The organism is Saccharothrix espanaensis DSM 44229 (assembly GCF_000328705.1).
In the GTDB taxonomy this organism is placed as follows: domain Bacteria; phylum Actinomycetota; class Actinomycetes; order Mycobacteriales; family Pseudonocardiaceae; genus Actinosynnema; species Actinosynnema espanaense.
In genome coordinates, this window is record NC_019673.1 from 2,027,297 (window position 1) to 2,047,690 (window position 20,394).

At 68.7% G+C, this 20,394-nt stretch carries 11 protein-coding genes and 2 CRISPR repeat arrays (1 of these 13 running past the window's edge); of the genes, 1 reads left to right on the top strand and 10 read right to left on the bottom strand.

The window, feature by feature from the left end; all coding sequences use genetic code 11:
• The first annotated feature begins 61 nt into the window (after positions 1-61).
• Entirely contained in the window at positions 62-4,450 is a 4,389-nt protein-coding gene (gene mobF, locus BN6_RS09645) for a MobF family relaxase (RefSeq protein WP_015099396.1), read from the top strand.
• 200 nt (positions 4,451-4,650) lie between these two features.
• On the opposite strand, the gene BN6_RS09650 is transcribed toward mobF, so the two are convergent.
• The 10 genes from BN6_RS09650 to BN6_RS09695 all read right to left on the bottom strand — a co-directional run bounded on the left by BN6_RS09650 (position 4,651) and on the right by BN6_RS09695 (position 18,084).
• Positions 4,651-5,346, bottom strand: a complete 696-nt coding sequence (locus BN6_RS09650; protein ID WP_148302790.1) for a hypothetical protein — start codon at positions 5,344-5,346, stop codon at positions 4,651-4,653.
• A 1,091-nt stretch (positions 5,347-6,437) separates the two neighbouring features.
• A CRISPR array of direct repeats spans positions 6,438-8,421; the repeat unit is 28 nt; unit sequence GGACCACCCCCGCTCGCGCGGGGAAGAC.
• 308 nt (positions 8,422-8,729) lie between these two features.
• Positions 8,730-9,083, bottom strand: a complete 354-nt coding sequence (gene cas2e / locus BN6_RS09655; protein WP_015099399.1) for a type I-E CRISPR-associated endoribonuclease Cas2e — start codon at positions 9,081-9,083, stop codon at positions 8,730-8,732.
• Positions 9,080-10,054, bottom strand: a complete 975-nt coding sequence (gene cas1e / locus BN6_RS09660; protein ID WP_015099400.1) for a type I-E CRISPR-associated endonuclease Cas1e — start codon at positions 10,052-10,054, stop codon at positions 9,080-9,082. Before cas1e ends, cas2e begins: the two co-directional genes overlap by 4 nt.
• Positions 10,047-10,712, bottom strand: a complete 666-nt coding sequence (gene cas6e / locus BN6_RS09665) for a type I-E CRISPR-associated protein Cas6/Cse3/CasE (protein WP_015099401.1) — start codon at positions 10,710-10,712, stop codon at positions 10,047-10,049. The genes cas1e and cas6e overlap by 8 nt, the downstream gene beginning before the upstream one ends.
• The gene (cas5e, locus tag BN6_RS09670) at positions 10,712-11,428 is read right to left on the bottom strand and encodes a type I-E CRISPR-associated protein Cas5/CasD (protein WP_015099402.1); all 717 of its coding nucleotides are present in this window, start codon (positions 11,426-11,428) and stop codon (positions 10,712-10,714) included. The genes cas6e and cas5e overlap by 1 nt, the downstream gene beginning before the upstream one ends.
• Complete coding sequence (gene cas7e / locus BN6_RS09675) at positions 11,425-12,564, bottom strand: type I-E CRISPR-associated protein Cas7/Cse4/CasC (protein WP_015099403.1); 1,140 nt, start codon at positions 12,562-12,564, stop codon at positions 11,425-11,427. The genes cas5e and cas7e overlap by 4 nt, the downstream gene beginning before the upstream one ends.
• A 25-nt stretch (positions 12,565-12,589) precedes the next feature.
• Positions 12,590-13,258: a type I-E CRISPR-associated protein Cse2/CasB gene (gene casB, locus BN6_RS09680; RefSeq protein WP_015099404.1), complete on the bottom strand. Its 669-nt coding sequence runs from the start codon at positions 13,256-13,258 to the stop codon at positions 12,590-12,592.
• Positions 13,255-14,907, bottom strand: coding sequence for a type I-E CRISPR-associated protein Cse1/CasA (gene casA, locus BN6_RS09685; protein ID WP_015099405.1), 1,653 nt, complete (start codon positions 14,905-14,907; stop codon positions 13,255-13,257). The genes casB and casA overlap by 4 nt, the downstream gene beginning before the upstream one ends.
• Positions 14,894-17,641 (bottom strand): CRISPR-associated helicase/endonuclease Cas3, encoded by a 2,748-nt coding sequence (locus BN6_RS09690; protein WP_015099406.1) that lies wholly within the window; start codon positions 17,639-17,641, stop codon positions 14,894-14,896. Before BN6_RS09690 ends, casA begins: the two co-directional genes overlap by 14 nt.
• 245 nt (positions 17,642-17,886) lie before the next feature.
• Positions 17,887-18,084 carry a hypothetical protein gene (locus BN6_RS09695; RefSeq protein WP_148302791.1) on the bottom strand — a complete coding sequence of 66 codons (198 nt, stop codon included), beginning with the start codon at positions 18,082-18,084 and terminating at the stop codon, positions 17,887-17,889.
• 849 nt (positions 18,085-18,933) lie between these two features.
• Positions 18,934-20,394: a CRISPR direct-repeat array (repeat unit 28 nt; unit sequence GGACCACCCCCGCGTGCGCGGGGAAGAC) (it continues 1,197 nt past the right edge of the window).

Consider the following 20,394-nt stretch of genomic DNA (forward strand, 5'->3'; position numbering starts at 1 on the left):
GACCCGTGAAACCGTCACCGAACCAACGACTTTCCCCACCCCGGCCGCCTAACGTCCGGCCATGATGGCGCTCAAGGTGCTGCACGCCGGCGACGGCTACACCTACCTCCTGCGCCAGGTCGCCACCGGCGACACCCCACGCCAGGGCCGTGACCCGCTCACCGCCTACTACCACGCGGAAGGCAACCCGCCGGGGGAGTGGATCGGCTCCGGCATCACCGCCCTCGGCGTCACCGGCCACGTCCGCGAAGACCAGATGCAGGCCCTCTACGGCGAACGTCTCCACCCCAAGGCCAACACCCTCATCGCCACCGCCGTCGGCCAAGGCGCCACCATCACCAACGCCCTGGCCGACGTCCGGCTGGGACGCCGGCTCGCCCAGTACGACAACAACATCCCCCTCATCGCCGAACTCCAGGCCGCCTACAAGCGGTTCGAACAAACCCACCACCGCCGACCCGGCATCCAAGAACGCCGCGACATCAAAGAACAGGTCGCCGCCGCCCTCCTGTCCCTGCGCGACCCGAACCGGGCCTGGACCGACACCGAGATCCGCACCTACATCACCGACGAACTCGGCCGCGCCCGCCAACCCGTCTCCGGATTCGACCTCGTCTTCAGCCAGCCCACCAAGACCGCCGACATCCTCTGGGCACTCGGCGACCACCACACCCGCACCGCGCTCGAACAAGCCCACCACGACGCCGTCCGCACCGCCATCGCCTACCTCGAACAGGAAGCCGCGTTCAGCCGCGCCGGCAAGGCCGGCATCGCCCAGATCGACACCGCGGGCCTCGTCGCCACCGCCTTCGTACACCGGGAATCCCGCGCCGGAGACCCCAACCTGCACACCCACGTCGCCGTCGCCAACGTCGCCCTGTGCCACGACGGCCGGTGGCGCACCCTGGACTCACGCCAACTCCACCACGCCGCCGTCTCCGCCTCCGAGGTCTACAACGCCGCCTGGGAACGCGGAGTCACCCACCGCCTCAACGTGAAGTGGACGACCACCCCACGAGGCCCCGGCAAACGCCCCGTCCGCGACATCGCCGGCATCCCGCAGGAGTGGGTCGCCGGGTTCTCCCAACGCCGCACCCAGGTCGAAACCATCTACGACCAACTCGTCGCCGCCTACGTCCGCACCCACGGCGGCACCCCGTCCCGCAGCATCCAACTCAAACTCGCCCAACAAGCCGCCACCACCGACCGCCCCGACAAAACCGGACTGCGCAGCCTCCGCGACCAACTCGCCGACTGGACCCACCGCGCCCAACACCTACGCCCGGACCTCGACATCCGAACCGTCGTCCGCGCCGCAGTCACCGCCACACCACAGACCCCTCCCGACCGCGTCGACCTGCCGGCGCTGTCGGCCGCCGTCATCCAGTCAGTCTCGGAACGCCGCGCCACCTGGACCGTCTACCACGTACGCGCAGAAGCCGAACGCGCCCTACGCGGCATCCGAACCGGCCCGGAACACGATCACGCAGCACTCCGCGAAGCCGTCGTCCGACGAGCCCTGAAACATGATTCCGTCAAGCTGGACATCACCCCCGACCCCGCCCCGGTGATGCTGCGACGTGCCACCGGCGAGTCCGTCCTGCGCCGCAGGGGATTCGCCCGCTACACCAGCAACACCATCCTCGACGCCGAACAGCGCCTGGTCGACGCCGCCCGCATCCACCACGGCCCCGTCGTCACCGACACGGTGGTGAACAAGGTCCTCCAACGTCTCGACCGCAAAGCCAAGGGCCGCAGCCGGATCACGCTCAACACAGGCCAACGCGACCTCGTCTGCAGCTTCGTCAGCTCCGGCCGCGCCCTTACCGTGGCCATCGGACCACCCGGAACCGGCAAGAGCACCGCCATGCGCGCGGTCGCCGAAGTCTGGAAAACCACCGGCGGACGCGTCATCGGACTCGCCCCCTCCGCAGCCGCCGCCAGCGTGCTGGGCGACATGCTCGGCATCCCCGCCGACACCATCCACAGCCTCGTCACCGCCCACCGCCACCACCACCCCGTCGACATCCGACAAGGCGACATGCTCCTGGTAGACGAGGCCGGCATGGCCGGAACCCTCATGCTCGACCACATCCGCGCCCTCGCCGCCCAGCGCGGCGCCGTGATCCGCCTGGTCGGCGACTACCGCCAACTCGCCGCCGTCGAAGCAGGCGGCGTCCTCCGCCTCATCCACACCGAAACCGGCGGCGTCGAACTCACCGAAGTCCACCGCTTCCGCGACCCCACCGAAGCCCAAGCGGTACTCCAAATCCGCGTCGGCGACCACCGCGCCACCACCTGGTACACCAACCACGACCGACTACACGGCGGCCCCCAAGCCGCCATCCTCGACCAGCTCTACACCGCCTGGCGAGCAGACCACGACAACGACCACGCCACCATCATGTCCTCCGACACCAACGACATCGTCGCCGAACTCTCCGCCCGCGCCCAAACAGAACTCCGCGCCATCGGCCACGTCGACCACACCGGAATCCCACTCCGCGACGGCAACCACGCCGGCCGCGGCGACACCATCGTCACCCGCCTCAACCGCCGAGACCTACGCCCCCGCCTCACCGACCACGTCAAAAACGGCGACCTCTGGACCGTCCTGCGCGTCAACCCCGACGGCAGCCTCAAAGCCCGCCACCTCAAACACAAAGGCACCATCACCCTCCCCACCCACTACGTCACCCACTTCGTCGAACTCGGCTACGCCGCCACCACCCACCGCACCCAAGGCATCACCGTCGACATCGCCCACGCCCACCTCTCACCCCACGCCACCCGACAACTCGCCACCGTCGCCCTCTCCCGCGGCACCGACGAAAACCACCTCTACCTCGACACCACCCCCGTACTCGCACCCGACGAACCCCCGGTCCTACCCGGCGACCTCTACTACCGCCACCGTGAAACCACACCCACCATCACGGCCTTCGCCGCCATCCTCGCCCACGACGGCACCGAGAAGACCGCCACCGAAACCCAACGGGACGCCCGAGAGCTCCCGTACCGACTCGACCACCAAGTCCCCGAATACGAGCACGCCCTCCTGCTCTACCACGGCACCGACCCCGAAACCCAAGCAGAACAGTGGGTCGAACAAGCCCTCCCCGACCAGGCTCACACAATCCTCTCCGAAGACGCCTGGCCCGCACTCCAAGCCGTACTCCACGAGATCCACGACAGCGGCCACAACCCCACCGAACTGCTGGCAGCCGTCGCGAGCAGCCGCGAACTCGACACCGCCGACAGCATCGCCAAGGTCCTCCACTACCGCCTCACCGAACACCTCGACCAACTCGAACCCGCACCTCTCACGTCCGGGCTCAACGCGGACCCTGACAAGCCGTTCCTCCCACCTTGGCTGCCTTCACTGCCCGTCCGGCCTGCACCGGACGAGCAGCACGCCGAACTGCTCACCTGGTTGGACGACAAACAGGCCACCATCGCGCAGCGGACAGAGGAACTCGCTCATGCCGCAGCCCACCTACAACCACCGTGGACGGAGCACCTCAGCCCGCCTCAAGATGTCGACCAACGCAGGCGATGGCTCGCCACAGTCGGTCAGATCGCCGCATTCCGCGAACGCTGGAACATCACCGACACCGACCCCGAACCCCTCGGCCCGCCCGCCGGAGGAGCCCACGAACGCGCCCGCCGTTGGCTCGAGAGCACAATCGACCAGTTTCGTGCCAGGCCAGCTGACCCGGTGCTTCCGAGCATGCCTGAAGGTGCATCTGCGAACCGGTTCCACGCCGAGTTCCGCCAGGCGGCGAATGCGTACCTGGACCACCAAGCCGTGCACTGGCTCCGCCGAGCCCTTCCCGCCGAAGCCGAACCGATCATCGCAGATCCCGCTTGGCCCGCCCTTGCTCAACGCCTGCACCACATCAACGACGTAGGAGCAGACCCCGTCCTCGCGCTGTCCGAGTCGCGCGATCGCCGGGAGATCCGCACCGCGAAGTCATTGGCCAAGGTCTTGCACTACCGGCTCGCCGTTTTGCTGCCCACGACGCCTGCTTCGGGGCCAGAGTCTCCTGTTTTCAAGCCTCAGTTGACCCCTGCCGCCCGAGCGATGCGAGACCGGCTCGCCGGCATCGGCCGCCGACTCGGCGCCGACGCGCCGGGAGGAGTTACGCCGACGCGTTCCACACCCCCCACGCATGAAGCCCATACCGAGACGGACCGCAGGAACGCTCTCACTCCGGGGCCGGACTTCTTCCGGGACGTTGCCAAGGCCAGCAGCGCCTACCTGCGCCACACGAAGACTCTCACAACGACAGAACAACCGATGACAGGGTTGGCTGCTCTGAAGGCCCGCGCAGCACGCTTGCGCAGCCGACTGCGTCGAACCGAAGTCGAGAAGGGCGACATCGACCACAGGATTCAACCGGGCGTCCACATCGAACGCCGGGAGGAGCAACCTCACATCAAGCCCTGATCGGCGGCTAGTCAGCTTGACCCACATCGGAAAGCTCCGGCCCGGCGCTTCGAAGGGAGTCGATGAGCGTGAGTGTGCACGTGGGCTCCTGTGTACTCACCTCTGTTCGACTCGGCGGCTGCTCGTAGTGTCATCGAAATCCGGAACCGGCTCTTACCGGTTTCCTGCGTGGAGTTGCATGCCTTGAGATGGTGCCGAGCTCAGCGGTTGCTTCGAAGAATCGTCCTGATCATGATCAGGACACTTAAGGCAATCGAACCGCCGACCCCGCCGACTACCCAGGCTCGGATGGCGTCCGGGACCAACACCAGCACTCCACCGAGTGCCGCGAGGGTGGAGAAGAGCGTGAAGCCGAGGCTGATCAAGAGCTTGTTCGCCCGTCGAGTGCGCTCGTCGCTTGCCAACACGTAGTGCACGAGGTGGACGAGGGCGGTGTTGTTCGGCTTGCGCATCGGCGTCAGCCTGCCCATGCTCATCACGATGTCCTGGTCCTTGAGACCAGTTGGAGCTGCTGGATCGTCGAGCGTCGAGGCCTGTGGAGTGACCGACGTATCGTTTGGAAAGTAGTCATCAGTCAGCCCCGAGGCCGTGGGCTCCGTGGAGACCTGCGGCTGTCTCAGCTCCCGTAGGCGGTCCATGACGATGTCGGTGTGCATCGGCGAGAGGTTGCAGGCCTGCAAGAAGGCTACGACCTGGTCGGGTTTGCTCGGCAGCGCCGCGCGCTTGACGTCCACCAGCGCGTAGGCCTGGCTGCGCGGTATCCCGGTCTTCACCGCGATCTGCCCGCAGCTGAGCCCGGCCTCACGCCGTATGCGATCAAGCATCGACCGGAACTCCGCAGCGGAATCCGCCCTCAGCACCGACCGTTGTACGGGCAGGTACTTGCTACTCGTCACTGGCCCCGTCCCGTCGGCTCACTCGTGGCGAGCGGGCCACCTGTGACGACGGCGTGGTCGGGAAGGTGCCGCCCAGTACCGCGAGCAACTCGGTGACGCGTCGTATGCCTCTGGGTGCCGAGATCGCCAAGGTGAAGATCCCCAGGGCTGCGGCGGCGGTGGCGACGGCGGAGGGTACCGAGTAGTGCTCGTATCGCGACAGGTACCAGGCGGCGGCGAACGCCAGGCACAGAGCAGGAGCATCGGCCCAGTTGAACCGACCGCACGATTGCGGATGATCTTGTGGGGGGCGCACGTGGTGCCCTTCTGTGGGTACAACGCTTCCTCCGCGAGTGGGAGGCACGCGCGTTGCTTTCGGTAGCGGTTGAGTCTTTGGCCTGGTGATGCCGCAGAGACGGCTGGAGACCATCGGGTTGCGGCACCCGATCGGGTTACGGGCTGGATTTGACCACAACGCACAAGTGGGTGGCCAGGGGTGTGGTCGCGACGGGTGTCCATCACGGCTCGCGGTGTCCACACGGACAAAAACCTCGGACGGCGACGTGCCGTCCGAGGCCGGAAGCTGATGGCGGAACTCGTCTCCAGCGAGAACCGCCAAACCCTGTGCTCAACCGCTACCAACAGAAGGCCAGGGAGCGCCGGTCGAACTCGCCGACCAGCGCCGCTCGCCATCGTAGGGTCAACTCGTATGACCTGCTTCACACATAGATGGTCGCGCTGGTCCACGCCTTTGAGCTGCTTCTTTCCTTGTCGCGTGGATTGGAGTGGTGTACATAGACATCTCTCGGCGTCGCGGTAGACACACACTTCTCGGCGGATGTCCGGCACGCAGACGGAGCCCGGCCACCGGTGCGCTGCCACGAGCGCAACGGGCCCAACGCCGTGAACTCAACCGGGCGCTGGTCGACTCGACGCGTGCGTCGTCAGGTCCGAACCGCTAGTGTCCTGAGTCGTTGATTCGTTGGTCTCCGAGGAGCTTGCGTGGGCGGAGAAGACGGCCGAGTCACCGACGCTGAATGTCGGAAGTTTGGATCCACCCCCGCTCACGCGGCAACGACCACGTCGGACCCGGCCTGCTCCAGACTCTGGATGGACCACTTCCGCTCGCGCGGGGAAGATGCATCGCACCGGTGAGCAGCCCGCCGCCGCCCAGGGGCCGCCCCCGCCCGCGTGGGAAAGACACCTTGAGGCCGCACGGGTTGAAGAACCCTGGCGGACCACCCCCACTTGAGCGGGGAAGATGTACGGAGGTGGGCCGGATATCCGCCGGCGCACCGGACCACCCCCGCTCGCGCGGAGAAGACCATGGTCTTGGCGGCGTGGCCGTCTTGGCTGGCGGACCACCCCCGCTCGCGCGGGGAAGACGGCAGCCCAAATCGAACCGCCCCCACCACGGCAGGACCACCCCCGCTCGCGCGGGGAAGACGTGGGAGTGGGACTGCCGCGACTACGAGTTCTGGGGACCACCCCCGCTCGCGCGGGGAAGACCCGACGCCATCCGAGCCGCTGAACCGCAGGCAGGGACCACCCCCGCTCGCGCGGGGAAGACTTGCGGGGAGACGTCGCACAGCTCGGCGAACTGGACCACCCCCGCTCGCGCGGGGAAGACATGCTGTGGTGCAGCCACAGCTCCCGGCCGACCGGACCACCCCCGCTCGCGCAGGGAAGACCGGTCGCGGGTGATCCCGCTGGTGCTGGTGGGGGGACCACCCCCGCTCGCGCGGGGAAGACTCGCTGGTATGCATACGAAGGGTATTGCGCTCGGGACCACCCCCGCTCGCGCGGGGAAGACCGCAAGCTTGTGCGCCACGGCCGGTGCGACCGCGGACCACCCCCGCTCGCGCGGGGAAGACTGCCGGTCGGGTCCGGGTGAGGGTGGTGCCGACGGACCACCCCCGCTCGCGCGGGGAAGACCGCAGCATGAACGGCGACGAGCGCGGCGACATGGGACCACCCCCGCTCGCGCGGGGAAGACGTCGCTGTGGTCGTCGGGGAGGGCGACACGGAGGGACCACCCCCGCTCGCGCGGGGAAGACACGCCTCTACGAGACCCGCAGTGAGGCCATCCGGGACCACCCCCGCTCGCGCGGGGAAGACTTCGAGGCCGCGACCGACAAGGACCTGGAGGACGGACCACCCCCGCTCGCGCGGGGAAGACGTCACGACCGTCATCGGCGCTACGACAGTGAACGGACCACCCCCGCTCGCGCGGGGAAGACTTCCGCGAGGCGACGCGTGAGTCCGGCGCGGCCGGACCACCCCCGCTCGCGCAGGGAAGACATCGTCACCAAACCGCTCGACCGGCCCGGAACGGGACCACCCCCGCTCGCGCGGGGAAGACCACTGGACCGACGCCGAAGCGCTGGGGATTGAGGGACCACCCCCGCTCGCGCGGGGAAGACCCACAAGGTCAGCGGGTCGCGGAGTGAGGCGGGGGACCACCCCCGCTCGCGCGGGGAAGACGGCAACGAGAGTACGAGGCATGTGCGGGGCTCTCCGGACCACCCCCGCTCGCGCGGGGAAGACCCACCCGGCGGGGCCTTTTCGCAGGTCGAGACCGGACCACCCCCGCTCGCGCGGGGAAGACGGCATGGCCGCGTCCGCGAACGACCAGACCGGTGGACCACCCCCGCTCGCGCGGGGAAGACGTTCGGCGTAACTTTGGTGATCTTCCTGGGGGTGGACCACCCCCGCTCGCGCGGGGAAGACGCGCGCTATGTCCCCGGCGAGTGGCACGTGGACGGACCACCCCCGCTCGCGTGGGGAAGACCCCGGCATGAGCCCGGACGAGTTCATCAAGACGGGACCACCCCCGCTCGCGCGGGGAAGACGCTGGCCGTCGGACAGGACTGCGGTGTGGGTGAGGACCACCCCCGCTCGCGCGGGGAAGACCTTCCGAGCCACAGCCCGGAACGGCAGCGGCAGGGACCACCCCCGCTCGCGCGGGGAAGACTCGATCCCGACGACGTGGGCCCCGCCGAGGACGGGACCACCCCCGCTCGCGCGGGGAAGACATCCCGGGCGCCGCGTAGGTACTCGTGCACGGCGGACCACCCCCGCTCGCGCGGGGAAGACACTTCTTGACCAGGGGATTTGTGGCGTTCTCCGCGTGTTTTGATTCGGTTCACGCCTGTCTCGGAATGGTTTGTCCCGTCCGGTGTGCGCGTCTGGCTGACCGCTTGCCGACGTTCGAGCCCTGCGGCCCGGCCAGCTCGCCGGGCCGTGATGACTTGGCTGTTCGCCTGGGTGGTTCGGGCGGATCAGGGGTGTCTGTGGTGGCGTTCCGACGCTCTGTTGCCAAGGGGTGCTTGAGCATGGTCGGAAGCGTTGTCTGGTGTGCGGTGTGCTGTGGTTCGGCAGGGTGGGTGCGGACGAGGCCAGGGTCAGCGTTTGCCGTAGCGGCGTCGGCGGGCGGCGTTGCTCCAGTTCTTGGTGGGCGCGGTGTCGGGGTCGTCGGGTGTGGCGTGGTGGGGCCGGAGCATGAGTTGGACGCCGTCGAAGTCGACGGGGTGCCAGTTGTGTTCGTGGACTGTGAAGTCGAGGCCTTGTTCGTTGTCGGCGTGGTGGACCATGATCGCGCGGCCGGTGCGGACCATGTCGATCACGCGGGCCCAGACGAGTTCGCGGACGCGGGTGTTGATGGTGCCGACGAAGACGCCGGGGGAGATCTCCAGCAGCCAGCGGGTGAGGTGTCCTCGGAGGCCGACGGGGCAGGCGGCGACGACGAGGACGGTCACAGGTCGTCCTCGTCGTGGTAGTTGGTGCCGCCGGCGACGGCCCGGCCGTTGTCGTCCCACAGCATGACGACGTTGTGCGCGTCGAGCGGTTCGTCGAACGACTCGGGCCCGTATTCCACGAGGTCGTCGTCTTCGGTGAGCAGGGTCTTGATGTCACGGACGCAGGTTTGGAGGAAGGTGCCGTCGCGCATCCGGTCGCGGACGGCCCGGCGGGTCTCGGTGCCGATGTCGGCGACCTCGCGTGCGGTGATGTCGAAGGCGACGGGGATGCTGATCTCGGCTTTGTAGAGGTCGGCGATGTCGTAGACGAACGACTTGACGTGTCCTGTGTGGACGAATCCGAGGCCGGGTGCGCACCCGAGTGCGACGATGACCGCGTGCACGACGCCGTAGAGGCTGGTGTTGGCGGCGGACAGGGCCTGGTTGATCGGGGTGCCGCCGTCGAAGTCGTCGGGGTCGTAGTCGCGGCGTTGCCAGTCGACGCCGGCGCGGCGGGCGTGGTCGCGGTAGAGGCGGCGGACGCGTGCGCCTTCGCGGCCTCGTAGTTTCTGCATGGTGAGGCCGGTGGTGTCCTCGCCGGGGAAGCGCAGGGCGTACATCTGTCGGGCGACGCGCAGTCGGGTGCGGTTGTCGGAGACGAGACGGGCCTGGATCTCCAGCAGTCGTGAGGTACGGGCGAGGGAGCGGCCGTGGGCGTAGTAGCGCACGCCGTGTTCGCCGACCCATACGGCGGTGGATCCGCTTTCGGCGAGCAGGACCATGGCCTGTTGGCTGACGGTGGTCCCGGGGCCGAGCAGGAGCGCGCCGAGCGTGGCGGCGGGGATGTGGACGGTGCCGCGTTTGTCGGTCGAGGTGATCGCGTTGTCCTCGCGGTGGACGACGCAGTGTTCCAGGTAGAGGAAGGAGATGCGGTCCTGGGCGCGGAGCAGTTGGGACAGGGGTACCGGTCGTGCGCCGGGGATGTCAGGCACGGCAGACCGGGGCCAGGGTGAGCAGTCCGCAGCCGTAGCCCTTGGCGGGCCCGATGCCGGTGGTCATCGCGGCGCGCAAGGCGTCGGGATCGGCGATCTCCAGGCGGCCTTCGAACACGGCCGTGGACAGGGTGACCGTGGCGCGTTGCCGGGAGAAGGTCAGGGTCTCGCGCCCGCGCACGGCGACATCGGGTTCCTTGTGTTCCCCGAGTGGGACGGTGAAGCCGTGGCGTTCGGCGCGGGCGAGCAGCCACGCGGTCTGCTGGGCCGCGGTGACGTGCCCGAAACGTTGGGAGCGCGTGGAGTTCGGGTCCTTGCGGCGGTTGCCGACGGGGTTGCCGGTGAGCCGGAAGGCCCACTCCTGGCCGGTGGTGATCCGGTCGAGCAGCGGCCGGTAGTCGCGGGTGTCCCAGGTGTGGGTGGTGGGCCAGCCGACCTGTTCCACGAGGTGGGTGAGGTCCGGGCGTGCGGGGCTGACCAGGTAGAGCAGGATTTGGTGTTGATGGCGGTCGATCCGCCATAGGACGCGTCCGGCCTCCGCCGCGTTGGCCGTGGAGGGGAAGGCGGCCATGACCGCCGCGTGGATCTTCTGCGGCGAGGCGAGCAGGTCGCGGGCGGCGCGGCGGGCGGGGTTGATCTCGAATCGGGTCAGGTGCATCAGGAGATTTCCTCGAACGCCGCCATCGGATCGTACGGGTCGGTGGTCGGAGTGGGGGCGACGATCGCGGGATTGGCGACCCTCACCCGGTCGCGGTGGACGGTGCGCCAGCCGTATTGACGCTCACGTGGGTCGAAGCTGATCGGTTCGTCGCGCACCAGCTCGGCGTCCTCCGCGTCCGCGGGGCAGTCCACGACGATGTCCAGGTCGATGGACGCGCCGGTGTGGCGGCGTTGCACGTACGGCGAGGCGAGCCAGGGTGCGGCTGTCAGGCGTTCGCGGACGGTTCCCCCGTCCAGGCCGTGCAGAAGCCGTCCTGCGGGCGGGCAGGAACGCCTGCCCAGGTACAGCGGGAAGGCCGGGGCGCGCAGCGCCTGGTCCAGGCCTTGCAACAGGTCGGCGTCGCCTTCGACCGCCACCGCGAACACCGCGTCGGCCAGGTAGAACCGGTAGGACAGCGGCATCGACGTCGAGCCGTCACGGGTGCGCGCGGTCTGGAAGTCCCGCTCCATCTGTCCGGTCTGGTCGACGCGGACGCCGACGCGCAGCTCCAGCAGGTCTTCCAGCGGATCGGTGCGTCGCCGTCCCTGCGCGGCTGCGAGCATCCCGATGACACCGCTGCGGCTGGGGGAGCGGTCGGTGGTGCGCCGGACGAAGCGGCTGCTGGTGCCCCAGGACTGGAGTGGGGCGGCCAACCGCAACAGCAGGGTGGTCACGTGTGCTCCGGCAGGCGCTCGGCGACCAGGGCGCCGACGGCGCGCACCGTCGGATCGAACGTGGCACGCTGCGCTAGCTCCGCCAGGGGAGCGGTCTTCTTCTCCCCGACACCGAATACCCACGCGGCCACGGGCCGTTCGTCGTAGGCCTCGTGCAGTTCGCGGGCGTGGTCGGCCAGGCGCGCGATCGCGGCCACGACCCGGCCGCCGTCGGCGTCGTCCTCGACCGCTTCCTCGAACGCCCCGACCAGGTTGATCGACTGGGTTTCGCGGACCACGACCAGTACGGCGTCGGGCAGGGTGCGGTTGGCGAAGGTGTTCTGCTTGCCGGTGGGCATACTCGACACGAACGCCCTCGTGAAGGCCTCCACCGCGCGCGTGGTCGCGGCGGGATCGCCGAGGTTGTCGTGCAGCCGGTCCACGTCGACGGTGGCGTAGCGGTAGAGGGTGGAGGAGTTGAACTCCACCGTGCCGATCATGCCCGCACCGGCGTCCTCTTCCTCGTCACGGTTCTTGTGGTCGTCGACGGCCGTGAAGTAGTCGTACTCGTTGTCCACGGCGTGCACGCTCAACGCGTGCGCCACCTGGCAGGCGGCGTCGACATTGAGATCACTGGCATCGGCCACCATCCGGCCGAACAGCGCCACGTCCACGGAGTGTTCACGGTCCGCTCGCGCCCGCGCGTCCTGCTTACTGATCTCGACCTTTCCGTCCCCGGCCGCAGCGGCGGCGTCGACGGCGAGTTCGGCCAGACCGGAGACCTGCCTGTTGCTCAGGAACAGCAGGTAGCCCGATTCACGCGGAGCGTCGCTCTTGCGCGCGGCGGTGATCTTGATCCCCGCAGCGGTGAGCACCGTCTCGGCCAGTTCCCGGGCACGGTCGGCGAGTCCGGCGTTCTGCCGGAGGATCTCCTCGGCCAGCAGTTCCACCACGCGCTTGGTCCGCACACCCAGCTCGTTCGTGTCGAGCAAACTGTCGAACGCATCGCGGGTGGCACGCTTCCACGCCTGGCTCGACACCCGTGCCCGGCGTCGCCCGCCGTAGATGGCGGTCTTGGGGCTGCCGGTGTCGTCCCTGTTGATGTTGCTGGGCGGCACGGTCTGCACGATGTGGAAGTCGATGATGGTACGAGGCACGGAGAAGCCTTTCACTGCTGTCGGATCAGTCGTTCTCGGAGACGGAGTCGGCGGAGGACGCCGGTATGCCGGAGGAAGCGCCGTTGTCGCGGGGTGCGCGGTAGAAGTCGCGTCCCCACCGCAGCCTGACGCGCGACGCGCCGCCACGTCGTTGCCACTGCACGAGATCGTCGGCCAGGGCGCCGTAGTCCAGCGGGATGCCGTTGGCACGCAGGAGTTGGACCACCCCACGCAGGTGGTGGACCAGCTCTTCCGGGCTTTCCGAGGTGCCCAGGGCCTGAAAGCGCCGCAGGACCGGCGGCACGTCCGCTTCGAACTCCTTCGGGTGCAACAGGCGCATCGAACGCCCCAGACCGAAACCCCGCTGGTGCATCCGAGTGCGCTGGGACTGCTGGTGCAGTGCGAACAGCGTCAACGCAACGTGCGCGGCCTTCTCCCCGGCGGTGGGCTCGTCACCGGCGTCGGGACCGGCGAACCTGTCGGAGACGGTGTACTGCAACACCTCATGCACGGTGCCCGCCGGTTTGCCTACACCCCGCCGCAGCCTCGCGAGCCCGGCCACCGCTGCCGACCGATTCGTCAGCACGCCTTCCTGCAACTGCTGCACTCTGGAATGCACCACGTCGCCGACCGGCCCGAGGTCGGCCCATCGTGGTTGTGCCGATCCTTTCGCGGGAGTGGTCGTCGTGGTCATCGGGTCACCTCCGTGGTGTCGGTCTGGGAGAAGGGCAGTGCGGCACGCAGGTCGGCGAGGAAAAACCGGTGGGCGTGCGAGGAAGTCATCAACCGCTTGCCGTCCACTACCCGCCCGGCCCAGGCCGTCAACGGAGCGCGGCCCACCATGTCCGAGCCCAGCCGGTGAATCGCCGTCCACGCCGTCCGGTGCCACACGGCGTGCACCTCCAACGGCGGGGTGTCCCGGGTCAACGTCCACAGCCACGAGCGGATTAACGGGTCCAGCGTGGCGTAGGCCAACTCGACCGCGCCGTCCCTCGGTCCGTCGCGGTCGCCGGGTCCGGCCTTGCGGTTGGGCCGGTAGCCTGCGGCCTCCCCGAGGTTGCGGGCCAGCTTGCCCAGCGCGCGGGCTGCCGCTTCCGCGTCCCGCACGCACTGCACGGCCGTGTCCACCAGGTTGCCGGCGTCGCGTCGGAGCAGCACGGCGTGCAACCTCACCGAGTCGGCCACGATCTCCACCGTGGTGGCGCTCTGGGGGCCGTAGCTCATCCCGATGGTGTGTAGCCGGATCGGGTAGTCCTCGCCGATGGTGTCGTCGACCTCGGCGATCCATTCGAGGACGCTCGGAGTGAGAAACGGTGCGGCTTCGGAACCCTGGGCCGCGGCCGCGCCGGGAAGCATCGGTTGAAGACCACGCCACACGGCCTTCTCCGGGTCATGCTCGCGGGGCATGTAGACCACGTGCTGACGCAGCTTCTTCTCCTGCGCGGTGCTGCGCCGCCACGCCGTGTGCGGTTCGACCGGATGCTTGTTTTGCGGCGTGATCCGCTCGCCGTTGCAGATCAGCACTCCGGTGACGCGCGTGCCATCGTGCGCGAGCCTGATCCGGCGGCTCTGCCACGTGTAGAGGTCGACCCGCCCAGTCGGTGTCCGTCCCCCGTCGACCTCTTCGGCCGGGCCGACTGGTTCCCGCTCCCACACGGGTCGGTCTGTCTCGTCCGAGCCCTGCCCGCCGCTGTGGGGGATGAGGTTCAGCAGCAGGGTGTCCCGCAGGGTGCGCCCCTCGGGCAGGACCCCGCCGAGGTAACCCGACCAACCCGTGCCGATCGGATACCCCTTGCCCTGCTTGACCCGTTCGTCGCCCACTGCGCCCGACTTGATCCCCGACGGGTCGAACGCGTGGCAGTGGACGATCCACCGTGCCGCTTCCGCGAAGGACAACGACGTCACCTCGCCCAACCTGTTGGTGAAGAACGGGTGTCCGTTGGGCACGTCGGCGATCAGCCGCGCCAACTCCGCGACCTCGTCCTTCGCCGTGTGCAGACCGGCGACCTGCATGAAGGGTGCCTTCACGTCCAGCAGGTCGAACCGATCGCGGTGGCGGTCCAGGTAGTCCGCGACGTGGTCGACCGGCAACTCCGCGGCCGACCACAGGCGCTCCCAGTGTCCAGGATCCCGCGGCCCGTCGATCGCGCGGTGAAGGACCGCCAGCAACAGCCGGGTCGACGCGAACACCTGGGTGGGCACCTCGCCGACCAGTCCTGCCAGGCGGTGTGCCTGCCGAACGGTCTCCAGCAAGGGCAGTTCGACCCTGTCACCGGTCAACGTCCTGGCCAACAGCCACGGCCGGTCGATCAGGTCGAATCCGGTGAAGTCAGCCCCGCTCATGCATCAATCCCTTGCGCGGGTCGTAGGTCAGGTGGAAATGGGCTTTGCCATGCTTGATCTCGGCCGTGCGGTCCCCGCCCAGCACGAGGACCAACTGCCCGCGCAGCAGCGGTGACAGGTGGAAGCTGGTGATCCGGTTCGCCTCCAACGCCGTGATGACGTCCAGATCGACACCGGGATTGCTCATCGCCACCGGAAGTCGCAGTGCGCACGCCGCGATCACTTTGGCCTGACGGTGTTCCATGGCCAGGTCGACAGGAATCGGCTCATCGCCAGCCGGTCCGATCCACGACGGGGTCGTCAGGCCACCACGCCCGTCGCTCTGGACCACGAGTACTTCCAACGATTCCGCGCCGTCCCGCACCTGCGCCGCACCCCGCGGGTCGTCCTCGGCCTCACCGACCCCGGCCCGGATCCACCCCACCAACGACTCGCCGTCCGATCCGACCTCGCCGAGCAGGAACGTCCGGGCCGCGTCGGACCTGTCCCGCTCAGCACGCTCGGCATCCGACCGGGCGTCCTCCATCGACCGCTGCCACGACGCCGGACCGATCGGCCCGGATCCGTAGGCGGCCTGCACCAGCGTGGAGATCTCGGCGGGCAACGTCACCGCAGCCCGGTCGACCAACAACGCCGCCGACCGCAACAACAAGTGCTCCCCGTAAACCCGCCGCGAACCCGCCACCGCACGCACCGGATCACCGGCCCAGTCCTCGACTCCCACCACCGCGCACCGCGCACGGGACACCGACGCCGGCCTCGTCCGCCCATGACGGTGCAGGCGCCCCAAACGTTGCAGCACCAGGTCCATCGGCGCCAGATCGGTGACCATCACGTCGAAATCCACATCCAGAGACTGCTCCACCACCTGCGATGCCACCACGACGTGCAAGCCGGGACGTTCACCGTCCGGGCCGAACCGCCGCAACAACCCCAGGTCGATCCGCGCGCGATCACAGGCCAGGAAACGGGAATGGGCGATCGTGACGCTGTCCTCCCCGAACTCCTCCTCCAACCGCGCCGCGGTCTCCTGGACCCGGGTCACGGTGTTGCGAACGACGACCGCGCACCCACCGTCCCGGAGTCCGTTCCGGAGGTAGCCGACCAGCGCGTCCAAGTCGTCGGGAAGCTTATCCACGTCCACGTCGATACCAGGCTCCGGCAACGGCATAGTCCTCGGCTCGACTCCACCGGAGCCGACGATCACCGGGTACCCCAACTCCACCGGCGCCACGACGGCAGAGCCCTCGTACGCCGCGACCAGCTGCGCTCGCCGCTGCACGGGCAACGTCGCAGACAACAACACGACCGGAACACGGTACGCGCCAAGCCACTGCAGCACCCTGCCCAGATACTGCGACATGTACACGTCGTAGGCGTGCACCTCGTCGATCACCACGACCTTGCCCGCCAACCCCAAGTGCCGCAGCATCAAGTGCCGACTCTTCAAGCCCGCGAACAACACCTGGTCGATCGTCCCGACCACGAAGGAGGCCAGCACGCCCTTCTTCCGTCCGCTCATCCACGAATGCGCGAACGGACCGTCGCCCACGTCCTGGCCGATCGACGCGAACCAGCCGCGCCGGACCAAACCGTCGAACTCCTCGTTCAGCGACGCCTTGCCATGCGCCAACGTCACGCTCACAGCGCCCGCCAGACCCGGCAGGACATCAAGCCACCGACGCACCCGGCCGAACATCGCATCGCTCGTCGCCTGCGTCGGCAACGCCACGAAACACCCGTCCGCGCCCGTCCGCGCCGCCAACTCCTCAGCGGCCAACAACGCCGCCTCCGTCTTCCCGACCCCCATCGGCGCCTCGACGATCAGCAACCCCGCCCGCCCCTGAGCCGCAGCCACTTCGACCGCCGCGACCTGCACCGGCCGAGCCCCGACCGCCTCCGGCCTGAACCGGGCACGGAAAGCCGCATCCACATCGGAACCCACCGGCCGCGCACGCCACCGCGCAGGCAACCCCAGACGCTGCCACGCCACGTCCAACCGCGCGGCAGTATCGAACTCCTCCGGAGGTTCGTGAGCCTCCAGCAACGGAAAAAACTCCGCGTTCGACGCGATCCAATCCGCGATGATCACGATCGAGGTCAACAACACCTGACTCGGCATACTCAACCGAACGTCCCGGTACCGAGCCAACTCAACCCCGGTGGACGCACGTTCCAGGAAGAACGTCCTGGCCTGCTCCCACACCCCGGTACCGACCAACTCCGACGCGCGACCGACCTCCTTCAACACCGACCGTTCAGGCGGAACCCCGTGATGACTGGCCACCACTCCCGCCAACTGCTCGGCCACCACGCTCCGTGCGTCGCCGAACGACACCCGCAGGAAGTCACGCACCGCGAAATAGCCCACCAGCGCGTGATTCACCCGACTCCGCTGAGGATGCGACAACAACATCGGGTCCGCGACCACCCCCGCGTCACGCATACGATCCGCGAACTCCGGCACCTGGACGGCGAACGCCGGGCTGGCCTTGCCCACGTCATGACACGCAGCCAGCCAGCGACATAGCACCCGCACACCGCCGACACCATCCGGAAGGTCCTGGGCGATCCGGTCAACGACCTGCGGTGACACCCACTCGTCCACCAAACGCGCAGCCACCAACGCCGAATCGTCCAAATGCTGTTGCAATGGCAACCAATGCGTCGGCTCCCCGTGCGCATCCGTGACCGACTTGGCCCACACCACACGCCAATCGATCACGACACGCACAACCCTCTCCACGACAACGGGACAGCAAACTAACCGGACCCACACGCCGCACCAGGCGACCTACACCGGAAAGCACCCATATGGAGCAACCGAGAACCGCACTACTGCGTAAACAAGCGGAGTCGGGACTCTCGATGCGAAACGCGGTCGATGCGGCCTCGGAATCTCCGAACCACGTAGGGGGTGTCGGGTACGTCCTAGGCCGACGGCTCGGACCGGTGTATGGGCCCGAGCCGCCCGACCGCCTAGGACACCGCCCTGTTCAAGCGACCCGAGATGTTGATCAACAGCATCAGGTACACCGACAGGCCGGTGGTCATGGTGGCCACCATCGCCAGCGGGATCCTGGTCGCGAGGAGCACGCTCAGCACTCCCCACGTCGTCACCCCGGCTGCGATCGCGGGCAACAGGCTCAAGATCGACGCGACGAACAGGATCAACATGGACCTGCCTGGGACGAGGCTGTCGGTGTGGGTCCCTCGGGTCGCGGGCGTCTGCCGTAGCATGTGGGACGCCTCCTTTCCGTATTTTTCCAAGCGGGGCAGAGCGGCCCTCGATGTGCCTGCGAAGTTCGTCGAGGGCCGCTCGTTTTTCAACAGTTCGGCGATCTGTTCGTGTCGCCAGCGCGAACGTCGTTGTTCACGCAGCCCCGCGTGGGCGGGGATGAATATCGGCTGATATCTGCTCGTTGCAGTGCGCGCCGACTTGGAACACCCCATCGTGCGTCAACGGGACCGCACCGCGCCTTATCCGCGACTTATGCATCTCCCATCTATACGAACCGGTCGGCCGGTCGGTGACTGTATCGAGCCGGACGGTTCAAGGCAAACCGGCCCTGCGGCTTAAGAACTAGGTATTGGCTCGTATCAGTGCGTGTCGACTCTTCGGCGAAAGTGTCTTTGCGATGAGATGTCTCCGTGGGGAAAGGCGTTGTGCCGCAACTTGGAGACATCCTATCTGTGGAGAGTTTCGGGACAGTCGAGTTCCGAGAGATACCGGGACGGTTAATAGGAGACGCTGCGCTCCGCGAGAGTCTCCTACACGAACCACTCAGGTATGCGCAAGGAAGACGAGGTGCGCCAGTCCGCAGCGGGCCCGACCCCCGCTCTGGTCGAGGGAGGCCAGGCTGTACATCAACAGGCCACACGATCGATCCGAACCCCGGTCACACGATGAAGACCAGAACGCGGGCCGGTCCAATCCGCGAACCGGGCCACCAAGGCTGTCCGGACGATGCCCGTCCCGCGCGCGCAAGGCCTCGCCTTGCCGGACTTCGTAGCGTGTACGGGTCCGAACCATCCCCGCCTGCGCGGAGAAGACCCGAGCCGTGCCGGGCCTCGCGCCGCGATCTGGGGAACATCCCCGCCTGCGAGGGGAAGACGGACAACGCGCCACCGCCTACGAGGCCGCCGCGCGGGACCATCCCCGCGTGCGCGGGGAAGACGTTGGCGCCTTGGTCCTCGTCGCCGGGGACGGGGGACCACCCCCGCGTTTGCGGGGAAGACCAGGCAGCCCTGCGACTGCACTGCGACGAGGGCGGACCACCCCCGCGTGCGCGGGGAAGACACGGGCAGCACCGCCGCGCCTGCCGGGCCCGAGGGGCCACCCCCGCGCGCGCGGGGAAGACTCCGCGTGGCCCTCGAATCCGGGGATCAGACCCGGACCACCCCCGCGTGCGCGGGGAAGACCGGTCGACCTGGCGACCGGCACCAGGCGCGCGCGGACCACCCCGCGTGCGCGGGGAAGACGCCGCAAGGTCAAGTTCTTCTCGTCGCCGCTGCGGACCACCCCGCGTGCGCGGGGAAGACCGGCCCAGTGCCCAGCACGAGCTTGTGAGCGGCCGGACCACCCCCACGTGCGCGGGGAAGACCAGGTAGGCCGGGTCCGCGAGTTCAGCGCGGTGGGACCACCCCCGCGTGCGCGGGGAAGACGGTGGCGACGAGGAGGCGGGGCGATGACCCGGAGGACCACCCCCGCGTGCGCGGGGAAGACCCGGTGAGCCCGGCCGCCCCGGTCAGTCGGGCCGGACCACCCCCGCGTGCGCGGGGAAGACTGCCATCTAGACCGCCAAATTCGCGTCGTAGTAGGACCACCCCCGCGTGCGCGGGGAAGACCTGTGGTCCAACCGCCCGTTCGAGCAGCACCTGGGACCACCCCCGCGTGCGCGGGGAAGACGCGGTGGCCGGTTTGTCCGGCGGCGAGGTTGGCGGACCACCCCCGCGTGCGCGGGGAAGACGCGGTGGCCGGTTTGTCCGGCGGCGAGGTTGGCGGACCACCCCCGCGTGCGCGGGGAAGACGCGGTGGCCGGTTTGTCCGGCGGCGAGGTTGGCGGACCACCCCCGCGTGCGCGGGGAAGACGCGGTGGCCGGTTTGTCCGGCGGCGAGGTTGGCGGACCACCCCCGCGTGCGCGGGGAAGACCCCGGCGGCCGAGGTGGCGGGGAGACGACGACGGGACCACCCCCGCGTGCGCGGGGAAGACGCGGGGTCTGATGCGCACGCCTCGGCCAGCTTCGGACCACCCCCGCGTGCGCGGGGAAGACGTCGTGGCGGGTGCCTGCACGGCAACCGGGCTGGGACCATCCCCGCGTGCGCGGGGAAGACCGTGCGACGCCTCGGCGCAGGCAGCGCCAGCCGGGACCACCCCCGCGTGCGCGGGGAAGACCGCCGTGGGCCGCCACACGGTGGCCCACTTCCAGGACCACCCCCGCGTGCGCGGGGAAGACGGATTGTTGATGCTTTATGGCGGGTGCCC

Excerpts from the sequence above, each read along its gene's own strand:
- mobF (WP_015099396.1), top strand. The coding sequence starts at position 62 with ATGATGGCGCTCAAGGTGCTGCACGCCGGCGACGGCTACACCTACCTC.
- casA (WP_015099405.1), bottom strand. The coding sequence starts at position 14,907 with ATGAGCGGGGCTGACTTCACCGGATTCGACCTGATCGACCGGCCGTGG.
- BN6_RS09695 (WP_148302791.1), bottom strand. The coding sequence starts at position 18,084 with ATGTTGATCCTGTTCGTCGCGTCGATCTTGAGCCTGTTGCCCGCGATC.
- cas6e (WP_015099401.1), bottom strand. The coding sequence starts at position 10,712 with ATGCACCTGACCCGATTCGAGATCAACCCCGCCCGCCGCGCCGCCCGC.
- casB (WP_015099404.1), bottom strand. The coding sequence starts at position 13,258 with ATGACCACGACGACCACTCCCGCGAAAGGATCGGCACAACCACGATGG.